21 protein-coding genes are annotated in these 21,746 nt (G+C 71.7%); 4 read left to right on the top strand and 17 right to left on the bottom strand.

The window, feature by feature from the left end; genetic code table 11:
• The first annotated feature begins 7 nt into the window (after positions 1 to 7).
• Complete coding sequence (locus AC07DF_RS15545; RefSeq protein ID WP_478970826.1) at positions 8 to 1,705, top strand: threonine/serine exporter family protein; 1,698 nt, start codon at positions 8 to 10, stop codon at positions 1,703 to 1,705.
• A gap of 100 nt (positions 1,706 to 1,805) precedes the next feature.
• On the opposite strand, the gene AC07DF_RS15540 is transcribed toward AC07DF_RS15545, so the two are convergent.
• Positions 1,806 to 2,648, bottom strand: coding sequence for a DedA family protein (locus AC07DF_RS15540; protein WP_478970824.1), 843 nt, complete (start codon positions 2,646 to 2,648; stop codon positions 1,806 to 1,808).
• Between the two features lie 136 nt (positions 2,649 to 2,784).
• On the opposite strand from AC07DF_RS15540, the gene AC07DF_RS15535 reads away from it, so the two are divergent.
• Positions 2,785 to 3,150 (top strand): YbjQ family protein, encoded by a 366-nt coding sequence (locus AC07DF_RS15535; protein WP_478970822.1) that lies wholly within the window; start codon positions 2,785 to 2,787, stop codon positions 3,148 to 3,150.
• A gap of 25 nt (positions 3,151 to 3,175) precedes the next feature.
• Here AC07DF_RS15535 and AC07DF_RS15530 read toward each other — a convergent pair whose 3' ends face one another.
• The gene (locus AC07DF_RS15530) at positions 3,176 to 3,937 is read right to left on the bottom strand and encodes a MerR family transcriptional regulator (protein ID WP_478970820.1); all 762 of its coding nucleotides are present in this window, start codon (positions 3,935 to 3,937) and stop codon (positions 3,176 to 3,178) included.
• 128 nt (positions 3,938 to 4,065) lie between these two features.
• On the opposite strand from AC07DF_RS15530, the gene AC07DF_RS15525 reads away from it, so the two are divergent.
• Both AC07DF_RS15525 and gad read left to right on the top strand, forming a co-directional pair.
• Positions 4,066 to 5,358 carry an ion channel protein gene (locus tag AC07DF_RS15525; RefSeq protein WP_478970819.1) on the top strand — a complete coding sequence of 431 codons (1,293 nt, stop codon included), beginning with the start codon at positions 4,066 to 4,068 and terminating at the stop codon, positions 5,356 to 5,358.
• A gap of 46 nt (positions 5,359 to 5,404) precedes the next feature.
• Entirely contained in the window at positions 5,405 to 6,811 is a 1,407-nt protein-coding gene (gene gad, locus AC07DF_RS15520; RefSeq protein ID WP_478970817.1) for a glutamate decarboxylase, read from the top strand.
• Here the strand turns inward: gad and AC07DF_RS15515 are convergent.
• The 15 genes from AC07DF_RS15515 to AC07DF_RS15445 all read right to left on the bottom strand — a co-directional run bounded on the left by AC07DF_RS15515 (position 6,808) and on the right by AC07DF_RS15445 (position 21,667).
• A complete protein-coding gene (locus tag AC07DF_RS15515; protein ID WP_478970815.1) occupies positions 6,808 to 7,407 on the bottom strand; it encodes a PadR family transcriptional regulator in 600 nt (199 codons plus the stop codon). The genes gad and AC07DF_RS15515 overlap by 4 nt on opposite strands.
• A 10-nt stretch (positions 7,408 to 7,417) precedes the next feature.
• Positions 7,418 to 7,969 carry a DinB family protein gene (locus AC07DF_RS15510; protein ID WP_478970813.1) on the bottom strand — a complete coding sequence of 184 codons (552 nt, stop codon included), beginning with the start codon at positions 7,967 to 7,969 and terminating at the stop codon, positions 7,418 to 7,420.
• Positions 7,970 to 8,077: 108 nt separating this feature from the next.
• Positions 8,078 to 10,363 carry an ATP-binding cassette domain-containing protein gene (locus tag AC07DF_RS15505; RefSeq protein WP_478970811.1) on the bottom strand — a complete coding sequence of 762 codons (2,286 nt, stop codon included), beginning with the start codon at positions 10,361 to 10,363 and terminating at the stop codon, positions 8,078 to 8,080.
• Positions 10,364 to 10,386: 23 nt separating this feature from the next.
• A complete protein-coding gene (locus tag AC07DF_RS15500) occupies positions 10,387 to 10,875 on the bottom strand; it encodes a glutathione peroxidase (RefSeq protein WP_478970809.1) in 489 nt (162 codons plus the stop codon).
• A gap of 147 nt (positions 10,876 to 11,022) precedes the next feature.
• A complete protein-coding gene (locus tag AC07DF_RS15495; protein WP_184594729.1) occupies positions 11,023 to 11,853 on the bottom strand; it encodes an ABC transporter permease in 831 nt (276 codons plus the stop codon).
• Positions 11,850 to 12,839 (bottom strand): ATP-binding cassette domain-containing protein, encoded by a 990-nt coding sequence (locus AC07DF_RS15490; protein WP_478970807.1) that lies wholly within the window; start codon positions 12,837 to 12,839, stop codon positions 11,850 to 11,852. Before AC07DF_RS15490 ends, AC07DF_RS15495 begins: the two co-directional genes overlap by 4 nt.
• Before the next feature lie 75 nt (positions 12,840 to 12,914).
• Entirely contained in the window at positions 12,915 to 13,910 is a 996-nt protein-coding gene (rfbB, locus tag AC07DF_RS15485; RefSeq protein WP_478970805.1) for a dTDP-glucose 4,6-dehydratase, read from the bottom strand.
• Entirely contained in the window at positions 13,907 to 15,187 is a 1,281-nt protein-coding gene (locus tag AC07DF_RS15480) for an activator-dependent family glycosyltransferase (RefSeq protein WP_478970803.1), read from the bottom strand. Before AC07DF_RS15480 ends, rfbB begins: the two co-directional genes overlap by 4 nt.
• A gap of 34 nt (positions 15,188 to 15,221) precedes the next feature.
• Complete coding sequence (locus AC07DF_RS15475; protein ID WP_478970801.1) at positions 15,222 to 16,463, bottom strand: cytochrome P450 family protein; 1,242 nt, start codon at positions 16,461 to 16,463, stop codon at positions 15,222 to 15,224.
• Positions 16,464 to 16,563: 100 nt separating this feature from the next.
• The gene (locus tag AC07DF_RS15470; protein WP_478970799.1) at positions 16,564 to 17,550 is read right to left on the bottom strand and encodes an acyltransferase domain-containing protein; all 987 of its coding nucleotides are present in this window, start codon (positions 17,548 to 17,550) and stop codon (positions 16,564 to 16,566) included.
• On the bottom strand, positions 17,547 to 18,581 hold the full coding sequence (locus tag AC07DF_RS15465) for a ketoacyl-ACP synthase III family protein (protein WP_478970797.1): 1,035 nt from the start codon (positions 18,579 to 18,581) through the stop codon (positions 17,547 to 17,549). The genes AC07DF_RS15470 and AC07DF_RS15465 overlap by 4 nt, the downstream gene beginning before the upstream one ends.
• Entirely contained in the window at positions 18,578 to 18,832 is a 255-nt protein-coding gene (locus AC07DF_RS15460; protein WP_478970795.1) for a hypothetical protein, read from the bottom strand. Before AC07DF_RS15460 ends, AC07DF_RS15465 begins: the two co-directional genes overlap by 4 nt.
• A complete protein-coding gene (locus AC07DF_RS15455; protein WP_478970793.1) occupies positions 18,829 to 20,070 on the bottom strand; it encodes a ketosynthase chain-length factor in 1,242 nt (413 codons plus the stop codon). The genes AC07DF_RS15460 and AC07DF_RS15455 overlap by 4 nt, the downstream gene beginning before the upstream one ends.
• Entirely contained in the window at positions 20,067 to 21,335 is a 1,269-nt protein-coding gene (locus tag AC07DF_RS15450; RefSeq protein ID WP_478970792.1) for a beta-ketoacyl-[acyl-carrier-protein] synthase family protein, read from the bottom strand. The genes AC07DF_RS15455 and AC07DF_RS15450 overlap by 4 nt, the downstream gene beginning before the upstream one ends.
• A complete protein-coding gene (locus tag AC07DF_RS15445; RefSeq protein ID WP_215119855.1) occupies positions 21,332 to 21,667 on the bottom strand; it encodes an antibiotic biosynthesis monooxygenase family protein in 336 nt (111 codons plus the stop codon). Before AC07DF_RS15445 ends, AC07DF_RS15450 begins: the two co-directional genes overlap by 4 nt.
• Positions 21,668 to 21,746 lie beyond the last annotated feature (79 nt).

Raw genomic sequence — 21,746 nt, 5'->3', positions numbered from 1 at the left:
CCAGGCAGTGACGGACGCGGAGGACCGCAAGCCCAAGTCGGACGAGGCAAGGAGTAGTTTCTCGCCTCCCGGTGGGGCCGCCGTCGACGGGGATATGTCGACGACGTCGGAGTTCGCGATCCCGGAGGGGCTGGCCGTCCACAGGACGGCCCAGACGGAGGCCGAGACGACGTCCGAGTTCGCCCTGCCGGAGGGGATGGACGTCCCGCAGGCGCCCTCGGCGGAACCGGAGGGGTCGGCGTTCACGACGCCGAGCACGTACAGCGCGAAACAGGCCCCGACGGCGTTCACCCCGCCGAGCGGGATCCCCGTGGTCAGCCTGACCAAGGACGTGCCCTGGCAGGACCGGATGCGCACCATGCTGCGCATGCCGGTGGCGGAGCGGCCGGCGCCGGAGACGATCCAGCGCGGCAGCGACGAAACAGGGCCCGCGGTGCCGCGTGTGCTCGACCTGACGCTGCGTATCGGCGAGTTGCTGCTGGCGGGCGGTGAGGGCGCCGAGGACGTGGAGGCGGCCATGTTCGCCGTCTGCCGGTCCTACGGCCTGGACCGCTGCGAGCCGAACGTCACCTTCACGCTGCTGGCGATCTCCTACCAGCCGTCGCTCGTCGACGACCCGGTCACGGCGTCGCGGACCGTGCGCCGCCGGGGCACCGACTACACGCGGCTGGCGGCCGTGTACCAGTTGGTGGACGACCTCAGCGACGACGAGACGGCGGTCTCCCTGGAGGAGGCCTACCGGCGGCTGGCTGAGATCCGCCGTAACCGTCACCCCTACCCCGGCTGGGCGCTGACCGGTGCGAGCGGGCTGCTGGCCGGTGCGGCCTCCGTGCTCGTCGGCGGTGATCTGCTGGTGTTCATCGCGGCGGCGCTGGGCGCCATGCTCGGTGACCGGCTGGCGTGGCTGTGCGCGGGGCGCGGGCTGCCGGAGTTCTACCAGTTCACGGTGGCCGCGATGCCGCCGGCCGCGATCGGGGTCGCGCTGACGCTCGTCCATGTGGACGTCAACGCCTCCGCGGTCATCACCGGTGGGCTGTTCGCGCTGCTGCCCGGGCGGGCGCTGGTGGCGGGCGTGCAGGACGGTCTGACCGGCTTCTACATCACCGCGTCCGCGCGTCTGCTGGAGGTGCTGTACTTCTTCGTCGGCATCGTCGCGGGTGTGCTGCTGGTGCTGTACTTCGGTGTGCAGCTCGGGGCGCGGCTGAATCCCGACGCGGCGCTCGGGGTCTCCGACGAGCCGGTGCTGCTGATCGGGGCGTCGATGCTGTTGTCGCTGGCGTTCGCCGTGCTGCTTCAGCAGGAACGATCCACCGTGATGTGGGTGACCCTGAACGGCGGTGTCGCGTGGATCGTGTACGGCGCGATGCACTATGCCGGGGAGATCTCGCCGGTGGCGTCCACCGCTGCTGCTGCCGGGCTGGTGGGGTTGTTCGGGCAGCTGCTGTCGCGGTATCAGTTCGCTTCGGCTCTGCCGTACACGACCGCTGCGATCGGGCCGTTGCTGCCTGGTTCCGCGACGTACTTCGGACTGCTGGCGATCGCGCAGAACGAGATCGACGAGGGGCTGGTGTCGCTGTCCAAGGCGGTGGCGCTGGCCATGGCGATCGCCATCGGGGTGAATCTGGGGTCCGAGATATCGCGGATGTTCCTGCGGATCGGGTCTGCGGAGAAGCGGCGGGCCGCCAAGCGGACCAGGGGTTTCTGACGCCCTTTGCCTATGGGGTGGGGGCTTCCTGTCCGTTGGCGGCCGCAGGCCGGTGGGGGTTGTTCGCGCAGTTCCCCGCGCCCCTGAAAAGCAGGTCGGTTCAGTAGCCGCCGTTGTAAGGCTGCTGGTTTCCCTGCTGCTGGCCGTAGCCCGGGGCCTGGGGGTACTGGTTGTAGTACTGCTGGTCGTTGTAGCCGTTGTGGTTGCCGTACGGCTGCTGCTGGTGCGGGGGCTGGTCGTCCGGGGTGATGCGGCGGAGCTGGGTCGTGGCGTCGTCCATGGCGGGGAGCTGGGACTGGGGGGCCGGGGCCTGGGCCGCCGCCTTCTTCTTCTTCGAGCGGTCGCGCAGGTACTCGATGATGATCGGCACGATCGAGAGCAGGACGATCAGGATGAGGATCGACTCGACGTTCTTCTTGATGAAGCCGATCTGGCCCAGCCAGTAGCCCGCGAGAGTGACGCCGGTGCCCCAGGCGATGCCGCCGATGACGTTGTATGTGAGGAACGTGCGGTACTTCATGCGGCCGGCGCCGGCCACGATGGGGGCGAAGGTGCGCACGATCGGGACGAAGCGGGCCAGGACGATCGCCTTGGGGCCGTACTTCTCCATGAACTCGTGGGCCTTGTCCAGGTTCTCCTGCTTGAAGAGCTTGGAGTTGGGCCGGTTGAAGAGCTTCGGGCCCAGGAACTTTCCGATCATGTAGCCCACTTGGTCACCGACGACGGCGGCGATCACGATCAGCGTGCAGACCAGCCACAGCGGTTGGGTGATGTAGGTGCCCTCGGCCACGAAGAGGCCGGCCGTGAACAGCAGGGAGTCGCCGGGCAGGAACGCGAAGAGTCCGGACTCCGCGAAGACGATGAGCAGGATGCCGGGCAGGCTGAACGTGGAGATCAGGTAGTCCGGGCTGAGCCACTCGGGGCCGAGCGCAAGCGTGGTCACGGGGATGTGGCTCCTGCTGCTGGGGGGATACGGGCTGGGGCTGACTGCATCAAAGTATCAACGCGGCCGTCATGGCCCAGGTTCCATGGGCGTACTCAGGATGCACTGTGGGCCGTCCCGGTCAAAGCTGTGAACCATGGGCATCGACGAATACGGCGGCGGCCAGGGCCCTCAGCCCGACGTCCTCGTCGTCACCGCGAACGACGTACCCGGCTACCGCGTGCAGGAGGTGCTCGGCGAGATCTTCGGCCTGACCGTGCGCTCCCGGCACGTGGGCAGTCAGATCGGCGCCGGGCTGAAGTCCCTGGTCGGCGGTGAGCTCAAGGGGCTCACCAAGACACTCGTGGAGACCCGCAACCAGGCCATGGCGCGGCTCATCGAGCAGGCACGCGCGCGTGGCGCCAACGCCGTGCTGGCGTTCCGCTTCGATGTGACGGAGGCGGCGGACGTGGGCACCGAGGTGTGCGCCTACGGGACCGCGGTGGTCCTGGCCCGGGAGTGACCCGTACGGGGTCCCGGGCCAGGGGTCAGGAGGAATGCCGGGCGGCGTTGGCCAGGATCGCGTCGCGCAGGTACACCGCGAGGCCCGGGCGGATGGCGTCGTACGTCGCGGTGAACCGCGGGTCGGCGACGTACATCTCGCCCAGACCGCTGTGCATCTCGTGCGAGCAGTCGTAGTACGTCCCGGCGATGAAGCGGCGGTGCTCCTCCGCGGTGTCCATGGCCGTCCTGGAGTCGGCCGGCGTGCCGTCGGCCATCAGGCCGGCCATGCGCCGGTGGATCGCGTCGAACCGCTCGGTGGCGCGTTTCCAGTCCTCCTTGGTGTACGAGGCCGTGCGCTGCTGTGACTGGCGGTAGGCGTCGGTGCCGCCCCAGCGCTCGCGCACCTCGCCCTCGTACTGGTCCGGGTCGAAGTCCCCGAAGACCTCGAACTTCTCCTCGGGGGTGAGGTCGATGCCCATTCTGCGTGCCTCCATGGCGTGCTCCACGGCCGCCGCCATCTTGCTCAGCTTCTCGATCCGGGCGGTCAGCAGTTCGTGCTGGCGGCGCAGGTGCGCGCGCGGGTCCGCTGCCGGGTCGTCGAGCAGGGCGGCGACCTCGTCGAGGGGGAAGCCGAGCTCTCGGTAGAACAGGATCTGCTGCAGCCGGTCGAGGTCGGCGTCGCCGTAGCGCCGGTGGCCCGCGTGGCTGCGTCCGCTCGGGACGAGCAGGCCGATGTCGTCGTAGTGGTGCAGCGTGCGCACGGTGACACCGGCGAAGCCCGCGACCTGTCCCACGGAGTAGCTCACTTCCGCTCCCTTCTTCTTCCGTGTCTCTTTCCGTGTCTTCGTTCGTTCCTTCGTGCTTCACGGTCGGGCCTCACGCCACGTGAGGTGCAAGCGTGTTTCCTGATTGTCCCGATTGATCCGTTTATCGTGTGCCCGTGATCCAGGACTCCGAGCGGCAGGCGCCCTCCGTCACCCCCGCGACTCCCGCCCGCGCCCTGCTGCCGTCGATCCTGCCCGCCCTGGCCGTGGGGGTGATCTGCAGCCTGCTCCTGGTGGGGGTGGAGATCGCCGCCGAGCAGCTCGAGGACGTGTTGTGGCAGACCCTGCCGGACGCGCTGGGGATCGGCCGGTACTCCGTGGCGTGGATGTTCGTGGTGCTCGTCGCGACCGGCATCGCCGTCGGCCTGGTGGTGTGGAAGGTGCCGGGGCACGCGGGCCCCGATCCGGCCACCCTCGGCCTGGACGCCCCGGTCCTGCCGCCCGTCGTGCTGCCGGGGCTGCTGCTGGCGACCGCGCTGATGCTGGCCGGCGGGCCGAGCCTCGGCCCGGAGAACCCGATCATCGCCGTGAACGTCGGCGTGGCGGTCTTGCTGGGCGGCCGGTTCATCCCCCGGGCGCCGGGCCGGATCTGGCCGGCGCTGGCGGAGGCGGGGACGCTCGGCGCGCTGTTCGGCACGCCCGTGGCGGCGGCCCTGGTGATCTCCGAGGTGCTGTCCCGGCAGGAGACGCGCGGACTGCTGTGGGACAACCTCTTCGCGCCGCTGACCGCCGCCGCGGCCGGTGCCCAGACCGCCGTGCTCATCGACCACCCGAGCTTCGACCTGGACCTGCCCTCCTTCGGCCGGCCGGACTGGCCGGACCTGCTGGCGGCGGTCGTGGTGGCCTGTGCCGGCGCGCTGCTCGGCATGTGCGCCGTGCGCGCGCTCCCCTACGTCCACGGGGCCTTCCACCGGCTGCGGCACCCGATGCTGATGCTCCCGGCGGGCGGCGTCGTGCTGGGCGCTCTCGCGGCCCTGGGCGGCCATCTGACGCTGTTCAAGGGGCTCGACGAGATCGCCGAGCTGGCGCACGACCCGGACGGCTGGTCGGCCGGGGAGTTCGCCCTCATGACGGTGGTGAAGCTGGCCGCGCTGGTCGTCGCCGCGTCCTGCGGGTTCCGCGGCGGGCGGATCTTCCCGGCCGTGTTCGTGGGCACCGCCCTCGGTCTGTGCGCGCACGCCCTGGTGTCCGGGGTGCACCCGTCGGTCGGTGTGTCCGCCGGGGTGCTCGGGGTGCTGCTGGCCATCACCCGGCAGGGCTGGATCAGCCTCTTCGTCGCCGCGGTGCTGGTCCTCTCGCCGGGGATCCTCACCCTGCTCTGCGTCGCCTCGCTGCCGGCCTGGCTGCTGGTGACGGGGCGGCCGCAGATGCAGCTGCGGGAGGACGGGACGCCGCTGCGGTGACATCCCTTTCCCCTGCTCGTCCCCGTTCCCATCCCTGGAGGCTCCCTTGCCGCTCAACGAAGGCCCCCGTCAGTCCGGCGAACGCCGCCTGTCCGTCAACCCCTTCTACGGCCCCGCCAACCCGCTCGGCTACATGGCCGAGGCCCCGCCCACGCACCGGCTCCCGGACCAGCCCGTGGCTCCGGCCACCGCCCATCAACTGGTGCGCGACGAGCTGATGCTCGACGGCAACGCGCGGCTGAACCTCGCCACCTTCGTCACCACCTGGATGGAGCCGGAGGCCGGGCTGCTGATGGCGGAGTGCCGGGACAAGAACATGATCGACAAGGACGAGTACCCGCGGACGGCCGAGCTGGAGCGGCGGTGCGTGGCGATGCTCGCCGACCTGTGGCACGCGCCCGACCCGGCGGCGGCCGTGGGCTGTTCGACGACCGGGTCGAGCGAGGCGTGCATGCTCGCCGGGATGGCGCTGAAGCGGCGCTGGACGCGGCGCAACGCCGACCGGTACCCGGGGGTCCGGCCCAATCTGGTGATGGGCGTGAACGTGCAGGTCTGCTGGGAGAAGTTCTGCAACTTCTGGGAGGTGGAGGCCCGGCTGGTGCCCATGGAGGGCGAGCGGTTCCATCTGGACCCGCAGGCCGCCGCAGAGCTGTGCGACGAGAACACCATCGGGGTCGTGGGGATCCTGGGCTCGACCTTCGACGGGTCCTACGAGCCGGTGGCCGAGCTGTGCGCGGCGCTGGACGCGCTGCGGGAGCGGACCGGGCTCGACATCCCCGTGCACGTCGACGGGGCGTCCGGGGCCATGGTCGCGCCGTTCCTCGACGAGGACCTGGTGTGGGACTTCCGGCTGCCGAGGGTGGCGTCGATCAACACCTCCGGGCACAAGTACGGGCTGGTCTACCCGGGGGTCGGCTGGGCGCTGTGGCGGGACGCGGAGGCGCTGCCCGAGGAGCTGGTGTTCCGGGTGAACTACCTGGGCGGCGACATGCCGACCTTCGCGCTGAACTTCTCGCGGCCGGGCGCGCAGGTCGTGGCGCAGTACTACACGTTCCTGCGGCTGGGCCGGGACGGCTACCGGGCCGTGCAGCAGGCCGCGCGGGACGTGGCCACGCGCATGGCCGGCCGGATCGAGGCGCTCGGCGACTTCCGGCTGCTGACCCGGGGCGACGAGCTGCCGGTGTTCGCCTTCACGACCGCGCCGGACGTGACGGCGTACGACGTGTTCGACGTCTCCCGGCGGCTGCGCGAGAGCGGCTGGCTGGTGCCCGCGTACACCTTCCCGCCGCACCGGGAGGACCTGTCCGTGCTGCGCGTGGTGTGCCGCAACGGCTTCTCCGCGGACCTCGCCGAGCTGCTCACCCAGGACCTGGAACGGCTCCTCCCGGAACTGCGCCGTCAGCCGGGACCCCTGACCCGGGACAAGCAGGCGGCCACCGGGTTCCACCACTAACGGGAGTCGTCCGGCAGTACGCCCACGAACGGGGCGCCTTCGCCCGCGAAGGTGTAGGCGCCGGCGCGGATTCGTTCGATGAGGTCGCGGGTCCACTGCGCGCCCGTGTCGGCCGAGTGGACCCAGAAGTTCATGATCTCGCCGATGTGGCCGAGCTGCTGCGGGCCGCCCTCGGGCAGGTAGTCCTCGACGACGGTGGCGCGCCACTCCTCGATGGACCGCACCCGCTGCTCGAGGAGGCCCAGGGCCTCCTCGCGGCCGAGGTCCACCATGAAGCCGAGCGCGGTGGTGAGCACGTCCGGCTTCTGGTCGTAGGCGGTGAGCGACTGCCGGAGCAGCGCGAAGTACTCCGCGGTGCCCTGCTCGGTGATCTCGTACTCCGTGCGCGGCGGGCCCCCGGCCGTGGACGGGGCGATCTCGTGCGCCCGCAGCAGCCCCTGTTTCGCCAGCTGCTTCAGGGCGTGGTAGATCGACCCGGGCTTGGCGTTGGACCACTCGTGAGCGCCCCAGTACTCCAGGTCGCCCCGTACCTGGTAGCCGTGGGCCCGCCCGTGCTGGCGGACCGCGCCGAGCACGAGCAGGCGGATCGCTGACATGCGGTCCAGGTTAGGACCCGGGCGTCGTCTGCTGTTCCGCGGCCACCAGCTCGAAAGCCGTCGCACCGTCCAGTGATTCGCGGATGATGTCGGCGTGCCCGGCGTGCCGGGCCGTCTCGCGGATCAGGTGGAGGCACAGCCAGCGCATGGAGACCCTGCCGTCCGGCGGGAACCAGGGCTGGTCGGGCAGCGCGAAGGTGTCGTCGAGGCTTGGCACCGAGTTGACGAACGCCTCCGTCTCGGCGGCGACCTTCTCCCAGTACTCGAGCTGCGAGGCGACGGTCTCGCCCTCGACCAGCCGGAAGCACTCGTGCCAGGTGCTCTGGTCGCGCACGACGGCCGGTGGCTCGCCCTTGGCCATGGACACCCACATCTGCTCGACCTCGGCGACGTGCTTGACCAGCCCGGCGAGCGAGAGCTCGCTGGCGCTGGGGCAGGACGAGGCCTGCTCTTCCGTCAGGCCGAGCAGGGCCCGCCGGATGCCGCCGCGCTGCTCGGCGATGAAGGACAGGAGCGCTCCGCGCTCGTCGCCGGGTGCCTCGGGTCCCACGTGCTTCACCATGAACGGCCGCCTCTCGTCGGTGATGCCTTCTTCCTGACAAGGACGAAACTACGGACCCTTGCGGTCAGGTTCTGTCCGCAAGGGTCCGCGGCGGCCGCCTGGTTCTGTCTAGTTCTCCAGGTACAGGCTCAGGTGCTGTCCGGTGTGCGAGTGCGTCGCCTTCGCCAGTTCGGCGGGAGTGCCCGTGAAGACGATCTCGCCGCCGGTGTTGCCGCCCTCGGGCCCGAGGTCGATGACCCAGTCGGCCTGGGAGATCACGGCCAGGTCGTGCTCGATGACGATGACGGTGTTGCCCCGGTCGACGATCCGGTTCAGCAGCCCGACCAGGTTGTCGATGTCGGACAGGTGCAGTCCGGTGGTCGGCTCGTCGAGGATGTAGACCGTGCCCGAACCGGAGAGACGGTCGGCGAGCTTGAGCCGCTGCCGTTCACCGCCGGACAGCGTGGCCAGCGACTGGCCGAGACCGAGGTAGCCGATGCCGGTCTCGATCAGGGCCTTGGTCTTGGCGCGCAGCGGGCCCGAGAGGAAGAACTCCCCCGCTTCCTCGGCGGACATGGCCAGGACGTCCGCGATGTTCTTGCCGCGCACCAGGTGCTGGAGCACCGACTCCTTGAAGCGGCGGCCCTCGCAGACCTCGCAGTGCGTGGTGACCGGGTCCATGTAGGCGACCTCGGTGATGAGCAGGCCGCGGCCCTCGCACTCCTCGCACGCGCCCTTGGAGTTGAAGCTGAAGAGCGAGGCGTCCTCGCCGCTGGCCTTGGCGAAGAGCTTGCGGATCGGGTCCATCAGCTTGAGGTAGCTCGCCGGGGTGGACCGCGAGGAGCGCGGGATGGGCGACTGGTCGACGAAGACGGAGCCCGGGTACTGCTCCCGGAAGGCGTGGGCGATCAGGGAGCTCTTGCCGGCGCCGGCCACCCCGGTGACGGCGGTGAGGACACCGGAGGGGATCTCCGTGGAGACGTTCTTCAGGTTGTTGGCCGTGGCGTTGCGGATCGGCAGGGTCCGGCCCCACGGGCGGGGGTTCTCCTTGATCCCGCCGGTGCGCCGCAGTCCCTGCCCGGTCAGCGTGTCGCTGGTGCGCAGCTCGTCGTAGGCGCCTTCGAAGACGATCGTGCCGCCGTGCACGCCGGCCCGCGGCCCGATCTCGACGACGTGATCGGCGACCGCCATGACGTCGGGGTCGTGCTCCACGACGAGGACCGTGTTGCCCTTGTCGCGCAGGGCGCGCAGCAGGTCGTTGAGCCGGCTGACGTCGCGCGGGTGCAGGCCGACGCTGGGCTCGTCGAAGATGTAGGTCAGGCCGGTCAGTTCGCTGCCGAGGTGGTTGACGAGCTTGAGCCGCTGGCCCTCGCCGCCGGAGAGCGAGGTGGTGGACCGGTCGAGGGTGAGGTAGCCGAGGCCGATGGCCTGGATCTGCTCCAGCGTCTCGGTGATGGTGGTGACGAGCGGGGTGTCGAGCCGCTCCCGGAGCGTGGCGACCACGCCGATGAGGTCGCTGACCTGCATCTGGGACCAGTCGGAGATGTTGTGGCCGTCGATGCGGGTGGCGAGCGCCTTCTGGTTGAGCCGGGCGCCCTCGCAGGTGGGGCAGACGCCGTCGGTGAAGAACTCGGCCGCCTTGTCGCGGGCCGCCTTGCTCATGCCGCCGGTGTCCCGCTTGAGGTGGCGGCGGACGAAGCTGTCCACCAGGCCCTCGTAGCGCAGCGCCAGCACGTTGCCGTTGGGGTAGGTCACCTCGACCGTGCCGGTGCTGCCGTGCAGCAGGGTGTGCATCTCCTCGTCGGTGTAGTCCGCGAGCTTCTTCTCGGCGTCCAGGTGCTCGTAGTTGGCATAGAACTGCCAGTTGGCGCTGCCCACGGTGTAGCCGGGCAGGAGGATGGCGCCCTCGGCGATCGACTTGCCGGGGTCGGTCATCAGCTCGGGGCTGGGGCGCCGGGCGCGGCCGAGGCCCTCGCACTCGGGGCACATGCCCTTGGGGTCGTTGAAGGAGTAGAGCCAGGTCTGGCCGAGTCCGTCGTTGCCGTGGTTGGCGAAGAGCACGCGCATCACGGTGTAGACGTCGGTGACGGTGCCGACGGTGGAGCGGGCGTTGCCGCCGAGGGGGCGCTGGTCGACCACGACCGGGGTGGTCAGCCGGGTGACCGCGTCCACGTGCGGGCGTTCGAACTTGGGCAGGTCGTGCCGGATGTTCCAGGGGAAGGTGGCGTTGAGCTGCCGCTGGGCCTCCACGGCGACGGTGTCGAAGACCAGGGAGGACTTTCCGGAGCCGGAGACGCCGACGAAGACCGAGATCCGGTTCTTGGGGATGACGAGGGAGACGTCCTTCAGGTTGTTCTCTCGGGCACCTACGACCTGGATGCCCTCGTCGGTTGCGTTAACCGGCGTCTGGTTCACGAATCATCCCTTCCGTGTGGGGCTCACTGCGTTTGCGTCTGCGCGCGGACGGCGCGCAGCAGTTCGGGGTCCTGCGGGTCGACCGTGGGGCCGAAGCGGCCCACGGGTTCGCCGGTGGGCGAGACGAGGAACTTCTCGAAGTTCCAGCGCACGTCGCCGGTGTGGCCCTCCGCGTCGGCGCAGGGGGTCAGGGCGGCGTAGAGGGGGTGGCGGTCCGCTCCGTTGACGGCGGTCTTCTCGGTGAGCGGGAAAGAGATCCGCTGCAGGGAGCAGAAGCCGGCGATCTCCTCGGGGGTGCCCGGCTCCTGTTCGCCGAACTGGTTGCAGGGCACTCCGATGACGCTGAACCCGTCCTGGTGGTGACGGCGGGCGAGCGCGTCGAGTCCGGCGTACTGGCTCGCCAGGGCGCACCGGGACGCCACGTTGACGATGAGGAGGGTCCGGCCGCGATGCCGGGCCAGCAGGTCGGGCTTGCCGTTGAGTTCCGCGATGGCGATGTCGAAGACGGTCATGCCGTGCACGCTAGGTTCGCCCGCTCCAGAGGTGGTCGACGTCCCGTCGAGGTGACGGTGGACAGGCCGAGGTGGCGGTGGACAGGCCGAGGGGGTGTGAGCCGACCCGGGGGATTAGCCGGCTCACACCCCGGCACGGGGCCGTCCCTACCGGCTCAGGGACCGGTACTTGCGGACGGCCAGCGGGAAGAAGACCGCGAAGATCGCGAGCGGCCAGACGAAGGACATGAGCATCGCGTGCTCGGCGATCCACGAGGTGCCGCCGACCCCGGGGTTGCCGAACAGCTCACGGGTGGCGTGGGCGGTGGACGACAGCGGGTTCCACTCGGCGATGGTCGCCAGCCAGCCCGGCATCATCTCCGGGGAGGCGAAGGTGTTGGCGACGATGCCGAGCGGGAACAGCAGGGTGTAGACGGCGGAGGCCGCCTCCGGGGTCTTGATGATCAGGCCGAGGTAGATGCCGACCCACAGCAGGGCGAAGCGCAGGAGGAGCAGGAGCGCGAAGGCGCCGAGCGCCTGCATGAACCCGTCGCTCCAGCTCCATCCGGCGATGACTCCACAGCCCATGAGGATCATCAGGACGACGGTGCTGTAGAGCATGTTGACGATGCTCTGGCCGATGACGACCGAGGCGGCCGACATGGGCATGGAGCGGAACCGGTCGGTGACGCCCTTGGAGGCGTCGGCGGTGACGCCGGCCATGGTCTCGCCGATGCCGAAGGCCATCGACATGACGAACATGCCGGGCATCAGGAACTCCATGTAGTCCCCGCCGCCCTCGACCTGCATCCCGCTGCCGAAGATGCCGCCGAAGAGCAGCACCATGAGGATCGGGAAGGCGAGGCCGGCGAGGATCTGGGTGGGGTTGCGGGCCCAGTGGGACAGTCCGCGGAGCGTGAGCGTCCAGGAGTCCGCGAGGACCCAGCCCAGTTTGGCCAGCGGGTTCCTGGGCAGTTCGGGCGCGATGATCGCGGTCATGACTGGGCGACCTCCTTGAGGCTCTGCTCGGCGGACGTGGCCGACCTGTTGCCGGTCAGGTTCAGGAACACCTCGTCGAGTGTGGGCCTGCGCAGGGCGATGTCCTCGGCCTCGATGCCGGCGTCGTCGAGCTCGCGGGCGACCGCGGTGAGGGCGGCGACCCGGTTGGCGACGACGACGCTGACGCGCCGGCTGTCGGCGTCCGTCTCGGGCTCGGCCCGCAGCAGCGCGCCGATCATGCGCTCGGCCCGTTCGAGGTCGCCGGCCCGGCGGAGCACGACGTCGATCCGGTCCCCGCCGATCTTGTTCTTGAGCTGGTCCGGGGTGCCGGACTCGACGACCCGCCCGTTGTCGATCAGGGCGATCTTGTCGGCCAGCTGGTCGGCCTCCTCGAGGTACTGGGTGGTCAGCAGGACGGTGCGGCCCTCGGAGACCAGGCCGCGGACGGACTCCCAGACGTCGTTGCGGCCCCGCGGGTCGAGCCCGGTGGTGGGCTCGTCGAGGAACAGCACGGACGGGGCCAGGATGAGACTGGCGGCGAGGTCGAGCCGCCGCCGCATACCGCCGGAGTACTGCTTGGCCGGCTTTCCGGCTGCCTCGGTCAGGCCGAAGCGCTCCAGCAGTTCGTCGGCCCGGCTCTGCGCGGTGCGCTTGCCGATGTGGTATAAGCGCCCGAACATCACGAGGTTCTGACGGCCGCTCAGGTCTTCGTCCACCGCGGCGTGCTGCCCGAGGAGGCCGATGCTGTAGCGGACCTGCGCCGACTGAGTGGCGACGTCGTAGCCGGCGACCCGGGCGGTGCCCTCGTCGTACTTCAGCAGGGTGGAGAGGATGCGGACCGCGGTGGTCTTTCCGGCGCCGTTCGGGCCGAGAAGGCCGTAGACGACGCCTCGGGGTACCTCCAGGTCGAGTCCCGCGAGGGCCTCCTTGTCGCCGTATTTCTTCTTCAGAGCTTCGGTCTGGATCGCCAAATCGGCGCCGCCCATGCCCGCCCCTTCTTTCGGGTGCTCAAATTTGGGTACCCGGCGAGCATAGGGGAGGGCGACCCGGATATTCAAGTTTTAGTACCCCTTGCCGTGCCTCTCGTCGGCGTCCTCCTCCCGGACGCTCCAGTGGTCTCGGTGGGCGGCGTACCACTCGACCGTCTCGCGCAGCCCGTCCTCCAGCGACCAGCGCGGGGCGTAGCCCAGTTCGCGGCGGATCTTGGAGTCGTCCACCGCGTAGCGGAAGTCGTGCCCCTTGCGGTCGGCCACCCGCTGGACCAGGTCCCAGTCGCGCCCGCAGAGCTCCAGGAGACGGCCGGTCATCTCCTTGTTGGTCAGATGGGTGCCGCCGCCGATGTTGTAGATCTCCCCCGGCCGGCCCTCGTCCAGCACCAGCCGCACCGCCCGGCAGTGGTCGTCGACGTGCAGCCACTCCCGCAGGTTGGAGCCGTCCCCGTAGAGCGGGACCGGCTGCCCGTCGAGGAGCCGGGTGACGAACAGCGGGACCAGCTTCTCGGGGTGCTGGCCGGGGCCGTAGTTGTTGGCGCACCGGGTGATGCGCACGTCGAGGCCGTGGGTGCGCCAGTACGACCGGGCGATCAGATCGGCCGACGCCTTGGACGCCGCGTACGGGGAGTTGGGCAGCAGCGGCTCGTCCTCCGTCCAGCGTCCCTCGGCGATGGAGCCGTACGTCTCGTCCGTGGAGACCTGGACGAAGACGCCCGTGCCGTGCCGCAGCGCGGCTTCGAGCAGGGCCTGGGTGCCGAGCACGTTCGTGCGGACGAAGGCCTCGGCGCCCGCCACCGAACGGTCCACGTGCGACTCGGCGGCGAAGTGCACCACCGCCTCGTGGCCCGGGAAGACCTTCTCCAGCAGCGTGGTGTCGCAGATGTCGCCCTGCACGAAGGTCAGTCGCGGATGGTGTGCGGGGAGGTTGTTCAGCGTCCCCGCGTAGGTGAGCTTGTCCACGACGGTCACCCGGTCGTCCTCGTGCCCCGGGTAACCGCCGCTCAGCAGTGTTCTGACGAAGTGCGAGCCGATGAAGCCGGCCGCACCGGTCACCAGGATGTTCACGCTTCTCCCGCCCTCACTCGATGACGGGCTGTCAGCTTCTCCAGCGTCGGCACCACTTCGTTGGGGCTCGGCGCCGACAGCATGGCCAGGCGCAGCCGCCGCGCCCCTTCCGTGAACGCCGGGTCGTCGAGCACCCGGACGAGCTTGTCGCGCAGGATGTCGACGGTCAGGCCCTCGGAGTGCAGATGCAGCCCCGCGCCCAGCTCCTCCACCCGCTGGGCCCGGTAGATCGCGTCCCACATCCAGCCGAGCGCCACCTGCGGCACCCCGTAGGCGGCGGCGGTCGCCCAGGTGCCCGCGCCGCCGTGGTGCACGATCGCCGAGCAGCTCGGCAGCAGCGCCAGCAGCGCCACGTGGTCGACCACCCGCGTGTTGTCCGGCACCCGCGACACCTGGGCGAGTTCCTTCTCGCTGAGGGTCGCCACCACCTCGACGTCCAGGTCGGCCAGCGAGGCGAAGACGTCGTTCACGTCGACGGCGTTGGGGAACTCCGTGTCCCGGATGGTGAGCCCGAGGGTGAGGCAGACCCGGCGGCGCTCCGGCGGGCGGCGCAGCCAGTCCGGTACGACGGCCGGGCCCGGCCCGTTGTAGGGCACGTAGCGCGTGGGCACCGTCGGCAGTCCCAGCTCCATCCGCACCCCGGGGGGCATCTGGTCGACCGACCACTGCCCCGTGACCACGTCGGGGTCGAAGGCGGCCCCGTGCCGGTCCAGGGTGTATGCCAGCCACTCCTCCAGCGGGTCGTCGCGCAGTTCCGCGGGCAGTTCCGCCTGACGCCGGCGCAGCGTCAGATGGGTGTTGGCGAAGAGGTCGGGGAAGGCCAGCAGCCGGGCGTGGGCGGCCCCGGTCGCCTTGGCGGCGACGGCCCCGGCGAAGGTGAAGGGCTCCCAGAGCACCAGGTCCGGCTGCCAGAACCGGGCGTAGTCGACGAGCGCGTCGATCATCGAGTCGTTGTTGATCTGGGCGTAGAAGGTCGCCGTCAGCATCGCGTTCGACGCCCGCAGGAAGTCGAGGCTCAGCCGCTCGGGACGGTTCTCCAGGTAGTCGCGGTCCAGGTGGTGCATGAGCATCCCGGGACCGACGGTGGGGATGACGGCGTCCATCCGGTGGTTCTCGCCCACCGGCACGGCCGTCAGGCCTGCCCGGGTGATGCTTTCGACCGCGGCCGGCTGCCCGGCCACCCGGACCTCGTGCCCGGCGGTCCGCAGCGCCCAGGCGAGCGGGACGACGCCGTTGAGATGGGCGTCCTGTGCGAAGGCTGTCAGCAGTACACGCACCGCGGTGCTCCTCCCCTGGTGTGGGCCGGTCCGGTCATGCGACGGGGAAGCGCAGCACGCCGTGCAGCACCGCCGAGCGCATGCGGCGCAGGACCTCGGCGTTCGTGCGCAGGGCGGGCCGGAGTGCGGCCAGGGCGCGGACGGCGGCCTCGGTCTGGACGCGGACCAGCGCGTCGGTGACCGGGGCGGCGGGACCGCCGAGGAGGGTGAGCGAACGGTCGCCGTCACCGCGGCCGGGCGTGAAGGCGTCCGGGTCGGCGAAGGCCTCGGGGTCCCGGTTGGCCGCGTCGACGAGCACCACCACGCGGCGGCCCTCCTCGATCGTCTTGCCGTCGAACTCGGCCTGCTCGCGGGCGATACGGCTCTCGAACCGCAGCGGCGGAGCCAGCCGCAGGGCCTCCCGGACCGCGGCCGGGGCCGCGGCGGGATCCTGCCCGATCCGCTGCCACTCCTCCGGGTGCGCCAGCAGGACCTCGACGGCGTTGCACACGGCGGTCGCGGTCACCTCGACGCCCACCACGACGGCGAGCGCGCCGACGGCGACCGCGTCCTCGGGCGACAGCCCGGCGAGGCCGGTGGCACGGCCGGCGTCCACCAGGCCGGTCAGCTCGGCGGACAGGCCCGACACGGCTGTGAGCAGCGCCCGGGCGGTCGCCAGCTGCTGCGGGCAGCTCCCGGCGTCGAGGGCGGTGGCGAGGCCCGCGTGCAGTTCGGGCAGGCGCTCGCGGGTCTCGTCGGGCAGGCCGAGCACATCGGCCACCACCCGCAGGGCGGCGGGGACGGCGAAGTCCCGGTACAGGTCGAACCGTTCGCCCGTCGCGGCGAGCGTCTCGCGGTAGGCCGCCTCGATCTGAGGCGCCCGGGCCGCGAGCGCCTCGGCCGACAGCAGCGGCGCGGAGACCTCGGCGAGCTCGGCGTACGCGGCCGGGTCGAGGTTGAGGCGGACGTCGTCGAGCGGGACGACATGGCACAGCAGGGGGTTGTCCCAGACGTCGACGCCCGGGTGGGACTGCGGGCCCTCCTCGGCGTGGCGCGGGGAGAACCGCGGGTCGCCGAGAATGCGGGCGCCCAGTTCGCGGTTCGCGGTGACCCACGCGCCGACGCTGCTCTCGTGCAGGCCCTGCTCGCGGGCGCGCGCCCCGTGGTCCAGCGGGTCGTCGTCACCGGCGCGCAGGATCATGGCGAAGGGGTCGCCCTGGGCGCCGAAGATGAACTGCACGCCTCGGATGGTCAGCAGATGCCGGCCCAGCTCGCTGTTGGTCTGATCGGTCAGCATGACACCGTCCTCGAGAGAAGAAGGGTGAAGAGGGAAGAAGAAGGGGCGAAGCGCCACCGGCGACGCTAGGCCGCGTGCCTACAAGGGCACTCGACGCGCGCTACACGCCCAGAGCCCCCGCGGCGGCGCGTACGGCGGTCACATCCTGCTCGGCCGTGCCCGGCCGGGCCGGGAGCAGGGGGACGACGGCGGAGCGGCCCGACCGCACGGCCGGGTGGCGGCGGGCCAGCTGGGACAGCCCCTGGCCCGGACCGGCCTCGACGAGCACCAGGTCACCTTCCGCTTCGGCGAGGAGCGCGTCGAGGGCGGGCCAGAAGAGCACCGGCGCGACGGGGTGACGGGACCAGAACGCCGGGTCCTTGGTCTCCGCGGGGGTCAGGAACCGGGCCGTGTAGCCGGACATGACCGGGATGCGGGGCTCGCCGACGGGCAGCGCGGCGATCCGCTCGCCGGCCCCGCGCATGGCCGGGGCCAGGGACGGGCTGTGGAACGCCGTGGAGGCCGGCACACGCTGGAGCACGAACCCGGCATCGGTGAGTGCCGCCGTGACCTCGCGCAGCGGGTCGTCGAGGCCGGCGAGGACCGTCTGGCGCAGGGCGTTGACGGCGCCGACGACCACGCCGTCGGTGAGGAAGGGCGCCACCTCGTCCTGGCCGGCCGCGACGGCGACCATCCCGCCGGGCGGTGCCTGTGCCAGCCGCCCGACGCGGTCGTGCACCAGGGCGGCGGCGTCCCGCAGTGTGAAGACGCCGGAGAGGACCGCGGCCGCCACCTCGCCGATGCTGTGCCCGAGCAGGGCGACGGGCCGTACGCCCCGGTCGAGGACGAGCCGCCCGAGGGCGTAGTCGACCGCGAACAGCAGCGGCTGGGAGCGTGTGACGTGGTCCATCACCGCGGTGTCGGCCGTCCCCAGCCAGTCCTCGCGCAGGCCGGTGCTGTGGCCGCCGAGGTCCGTCAGCGCGGTCAGGGCCTCGTCCATCGCCTCGGCGAAGACGGGCTCGGCGTCCAGGAGTCCGGCGGCCATGCGCAGATGCTGCGAGCCCTGGCCGGGCAGCAGCAGGGCGACCGGTCGGGCGGTGCCGTTCATCGGTCCCTCCAGGAAGGCGTGTTCAGGATCTCGACCACGGCGCAGGACCAGCTGAAGCCGGCGCCGACGCCGAAGAGCAGGCACGTGTCACCGGGCCGGAGCGCCCCGCCGGTGACCAGGTGGTCGAGTCCGGCGAAGGGGTCCCCGGCGCCCAGGTGCCCGATCGTCCGGCTCCAGGACCAGGTGGTGCGCTCGGGGTCGATGCCGAACTTGGCGAAGTAGGCGACGTGCAGCCTGCGGTGGCCGAGGTGCGGCAGCACGAACCGGTCGATGTCCGCGAGGCCGAGCCCGGCGTCGGCGAGCGCCTGCTTGACGACGGACTCCTGCGCGGCGGCGACCCGGGCGACGGTCGGGGCGACGCCGTGGCGGGCCAGGAAGTCCCGCTTGTGCGCCTCCAGATCGACGACCTCGCGGTGGCTGAACGGGGCCGGGCCGAACGGGTCGTCGCCGCGGTGCATGCCCTCCAGGTCGGGCGCGGAGACGGTCGCGACGCTGCGGACCCGGGCGAATCCGGAGTGCCGCGAGAGAACGAGGGCGGTGCCGCCGTCGCCGTAGACGGTTCCGGGGTCGCTGCGCCACCGGTCGAAGCCCGGCGGGCAGAACCGGTCGCCGGTGGTCACCAGGGCCGCGACCCGGGCCGGGTCGGCGGCCAGGTAGGCCCAGGCCAGGTCGAGTGCCGCCATGCCGCCGTTGGAGACCTGCCGGACCTCCAGCGCGGGGCACTGGTTGCCCACGGCGGTCCGCTGGACGTAGGAGGCGGGGGCCCACAGGTCGAAGCCCTGGTAGTAGAAGCTGGCGTGCAGCACCAGGTCGATGTCGCCCGGTTCGGCGGCGGCCCGCTCCAGCGCGGTCCGGGCGGCCCGGGCCGCCATCTCGGGAGCGGGCTCCCCCGCGGAGACCGTCACCGACTCCATCCGGGTGGAGCGGGCGACGGCGGCGTCGCACCGCCCGTCCGCGACCGCGTCCGCGACCCGCTCGACGGGCGGCAGCCAGGTACCGGTGGCCCGGATGTACAGCTCGCCGCCGTTCACGCCGCCACCCCCTCTCCGGGCGGGTACGCGAGGGCCTCGGCGGACGTGGAGCGACCGCCCGCGGCCCGCCCGACGGGCGGCAGCCACGTCCCCGTCGCCCGGATGTACAACTCGCCGCCGTTCACGCCGCCATCCCTCTCCCCGGACGGGTACGCGAGGGCCTCGGCAGACGCGCAGCGACTCTCCGCGGCCCGCCCGACGGGCGGCAGCCACGTCCCCGTCGGCCGGATGTACAGCTCGCCGCCGTTCATGCCGCCACCTTCCGCCCGGCCCCCGTGAGCGCTTCGGCGGGCGCGGGGGCCCGTACGACCATGGCGCTGTTGAAGCCGTGGTGGCCGCGGGCCAGGACCAGGGCCGCGGTGCCGGTGACCGGCCGGGGCCGGCCGACGACGAGGTCGAGGCCGTAGGTCTCGGGAACCCGGGTGACGTTGACCGTGGGCGGGGCGAGCCCGTCGCGCAGGGTCAGCAGGGCGGTCACCACGTCCAGCGGAGCGGCGCCGGAGTAGAGCCGGCCGGTGGCCGTCTTGGGCACGGTGACCGGGACTTTGCCCGCGCCGAAGACCGCGGTCAGCGCCTCGGCCTCGGCCGCGTCGAGTTCGGGCACGCCCGCGCCGTCGGCGAAGACGACGGCGATGTCCCGCGGATCGGCCCCGGCGTCGGCGAGCGCCTGCTCGACGGCCCGCCGCAGGGTCGGGGGCCGCCCGGACCCGGGGCGCGGGTCGAAGGTGGCGCCGAATCCGGCGATCTCGCCATAGGGGTGACGCCCCCGGGCCCGGGCCCCCTCGGCGCTCTCCAGGGTGAGCAGCGCGCCGCCCTCGCCGGGCAGATGACCGGAGGCCCGGTCGTCGAAGGGCAGGTAGGCGCCGGCGGTGAGCCGTCCGCCGGCCAGCTGGGCGGCCATGCCGTACGGGCACAGGGAGCAGTCCATGCCGCCGGAGATCATCAGCTGCGCCCCGGAGCGGATCTGGCGTCCGGCGTGGGCGAGGGCGTCCAGGCCCCCGGCCTGCTCGCCGACGAAGACGCCGGTCGGCCCGTTCATGCCGTGCCGGATGGAGATCTGGCCGGTGTTGACGGCGTAGAACCAGGCGAACGACATGTAGGCGCTGACCTTCTTGGGGGACTCGCCCCACAGGTGCTGAAGTTCGCGCTGGCCGAAGCCGAAGCCGCCCGAGGCGCCGGCCGTGACGACGCCGCGTGCCAGCGAGGGCACGGAGTCGAGGTCGATGCCGGCGTCGGCGACGGCCCAGTCGGCGGCGGCCAGGGCGAACTGGGTCATGCGGTCGGTCTGCGGGATCAGCCGGCTGGGCAGGTGCTCGCCCGCCTCGAACCCGGTCACCTCGCCCGCCAGCCGCGTCGGATAGCGGCTGGGGTCGAACGCCTGGACGCGCCGGATGCCGTCCTCGCCGCGCAGTGTCGCCGCCCAGTAGGCGTCGAGTCCGATGCCGGTGGGGGCGACCACCCCGATGCCCGTGACCACGACGGGGGTCATGCGGCCCGCCCCTCGGGCCGGCGCAGCACCATGGCGCTCTGGAAGCCGCCGAAGCCGCTGCCCACGGTGAGCGCGGCCGACATGTCGCGCTCCCTGGCGTGCAGGGGGACGTAGTCCAGGTCGAGTTCGGGGTCGGGGTCGGTCAGGTTCGCGGTGGGCGGGATGACGCCGTGTTCGAGGGCCAGCGCGGTGGCGGCGACCTCGATGGAGCCGATGGCGCCCAGCGAGTGCCCGATCATCGACTTGATGGAGCTGACCGGGACCCGGTGGGCGGCGGCCCCGAGACTGCGCTTGAGGGCGGCGGTCTCGTGCACGTCGTTCTGCTTGGTGGCGGTGCCGTGGGCGTTGACGTAGCCGAGCGCGTCCGGGCCCAGGCGGGCCTCGTCGAGGGCGGCGTCGACGGCGGCGGCCAGTTCGCGTCCGTCGGTGCGCAGCCCGGTCATGTGGTACGCGTTGCCGCGGGAGGCGTAGCCGGCGATCTCGGCGTAGACGTGGGCGCCCCGGGCCCGGGCCGCGGTGAGTTCTTCGAGGACCAGGACGGCGGCGCCCTCGCCGAGGACGAAGCCGTTGCGGGTGCGGTCGAAGGGGCGCAGCGCGGTCGCCGGGTCGTCGTTGCGGGGCGAGGTGGCCCGGATGGCGTCGAAGCAGGCCACGGTGATCGGGGAGATGGGGGCGTCGGTGGCCCCGGCGATCATCACGTCGGCCAGGCCCTCGCGGATGAGGGCGACCGCGTGCCCGACCGAGTCGAGGCCGGAGGTGCAGCCGGCCGAGACGACGGTGCAGGGCCCTTCGGCGCCGGCTTCCCAGGCGAGCTCGGCGGCCATCGAGCTGGGCACGAAGTGGTCGTACAGCTGGGCGCTCGCGGCGGTGTGGTCGACCAGCCACTCCTGTCCGCCGCCGCTGAGGGCCAGGTACTCCTCTTCGAGCTTCTGGGTGCAGCCGACCGCGCTGCCGAGGCTGACGCCGGTGCGGTGGGCGGTCTCCGGGTCGGGCTCGAGGCCGCTGTCGGTGACGGCCTCGCGCAGGGCGACCAGGGCGAACTGCGCCGCCCTGTCGAGCCGTTCGGCGTCCTCGGCGCTCAGCCCCTGCTCCGCGGCGTCGAAATCGCACTCGGCGGCGATCCGGGAGCGGAAGGGGGCGGGGTCGAAGAGGCTGATGGCCCGGGTGGCGGTGCGGCCGCCGGTGATGGTCTGCCAGAACTGCTTGGTGCCGATGCCGCCGGGGGCCACCACGCCGATGCCGGTGATCGCGACCCGCCGGGTCATCGTGCCTCCCCGGTCGCGCTGTGCCGCTCCAGGTAGAGGTTGGAGCTGCTGGTGCTGATCGCCCGCAGCGCCTCGGCGTGCGGCCGGAAGTCGGCCTGGCCGACGGCGGCACGGAAGGCGGAGACGTCGGACCAGCGGGCGATGTTGACGTAGCTGTGCGGCTTCTCCAGATGGCGCACGAGGGTGTAGCCGAGGAATCCGGGCTGCCGCTCCATGAAGCGTGCGGTGCGGGCGAAGACGTCCTCGAACTCCTCCGGGGAGGTGCGAAGCGTGAAGCTGTTCACGAAGGTGGCCGGGCCGCCGGTGGCGGGGCCGGGCTGATCGGCTGACATGGGATCGGTGCTCCTCATCGTCCGGGCGTCCGGCGACGCGTACGCCGAGGTCAGACTGAAACCCTCCGGCGCATGCCTC

This window comes from Streptomyces sp. NPDC044719 (assembly GCF_056433405.1).
This window is presented reverse-complemented; position numbering and strand designations above follow the sequence as displayed.

Excerpts from the sequence above, each read along its gene's own strand:
- AC07DF_RS15475 (WP_478970801.1), bottom strand. The coding sequence starts at position 16,463 with ATGCTGACCGATCAGACCAACAGCGAGCTGGGCCGGCATCTGCTGACC.
- AC07DF_RS15450 (WP_478970792.1), bottom strand. The coding sequence starts at position 21,335 with ATGACCCGGCGGGTCGCGATCACCGGCATCGGCGTGGTGGCCCCCGGC.
- AC07DF_RS15495 (WP_184594729.1), bottom strand. The coding sequence starts at position 11,853 with ATGACCGCGATCATCGCGCCCGAACTGCCCAGGAACCCGCTGGCCAAA.
- AC07DF_RS15455 (WP_478970793.1), bottom strand. The coding sequence starts at position 20,070 with ATGACCCCCGTCGTGGTCACGGGCATCGGGGTGGTCGCCCCCACCGGC.
- AC07DF_RS15460 (WP_478970795.1), bottom strand. The coding sequence starts at position 18,832 with ATGAACGGCGGCGAGCTGTACATCCGGCCGACGGGGACGTGGCTGCCG.
- AC07DF_RS15500 (WP_478970809.1), bottom strand. The coding sequence starts at position 10,875 with ATGACCGTCTTCGACATCGCCATCGCGGAACTCAACGGCAAGCCCGAC.
- AC07DF_RS15535 (WP_478970822.1), top strand. The coding sequence starts at position 2,785 with ATGGGCATCGACGAATACGGCGGCGGCCAGGGCCCTCAGCCCGACGTC.
- AC07DF_RS15515 (WP_478970815.1), bottom strand. The coding sequence starts at position 7,407 with ATGTCAGCGATCCGCCTGCTCGTGCTCGGCGCGGTCCGCCAGCACGGG.
- AC07DF_RS15470 (WP_478970799.1), bottom strand. The coding sequence starts at position 17,550 with ATGAACGGCACCGCCCGACCGGTCGCCCTGCTGCTGCCCGGCCAGGGC.
- AC07DF_RS15510 (WP_478970813.1), bottom strand. The coding sequence starts at position 7,969 with ATGGTGAAGCACGTGGGACCCGAGGCACCCGGCGACGAGCGCGGAGCG.
- AC07DF_RS15445 (WP_215119855.1), bottom strand. The coding sequence starts at position 21,667 with ATGTCAGCCGATCAGCCCGGCCCCGCCACCGGCGGCCCGGCCACCTTC.
- AC07DF_RS15490 (WP_478970807.1), bottom strand. The coding sequence starts at position 12,839 with ATGGGCGGCGCCGATTTGGCGATCCAGACCGAAGCTCTGAAGAAGAAA.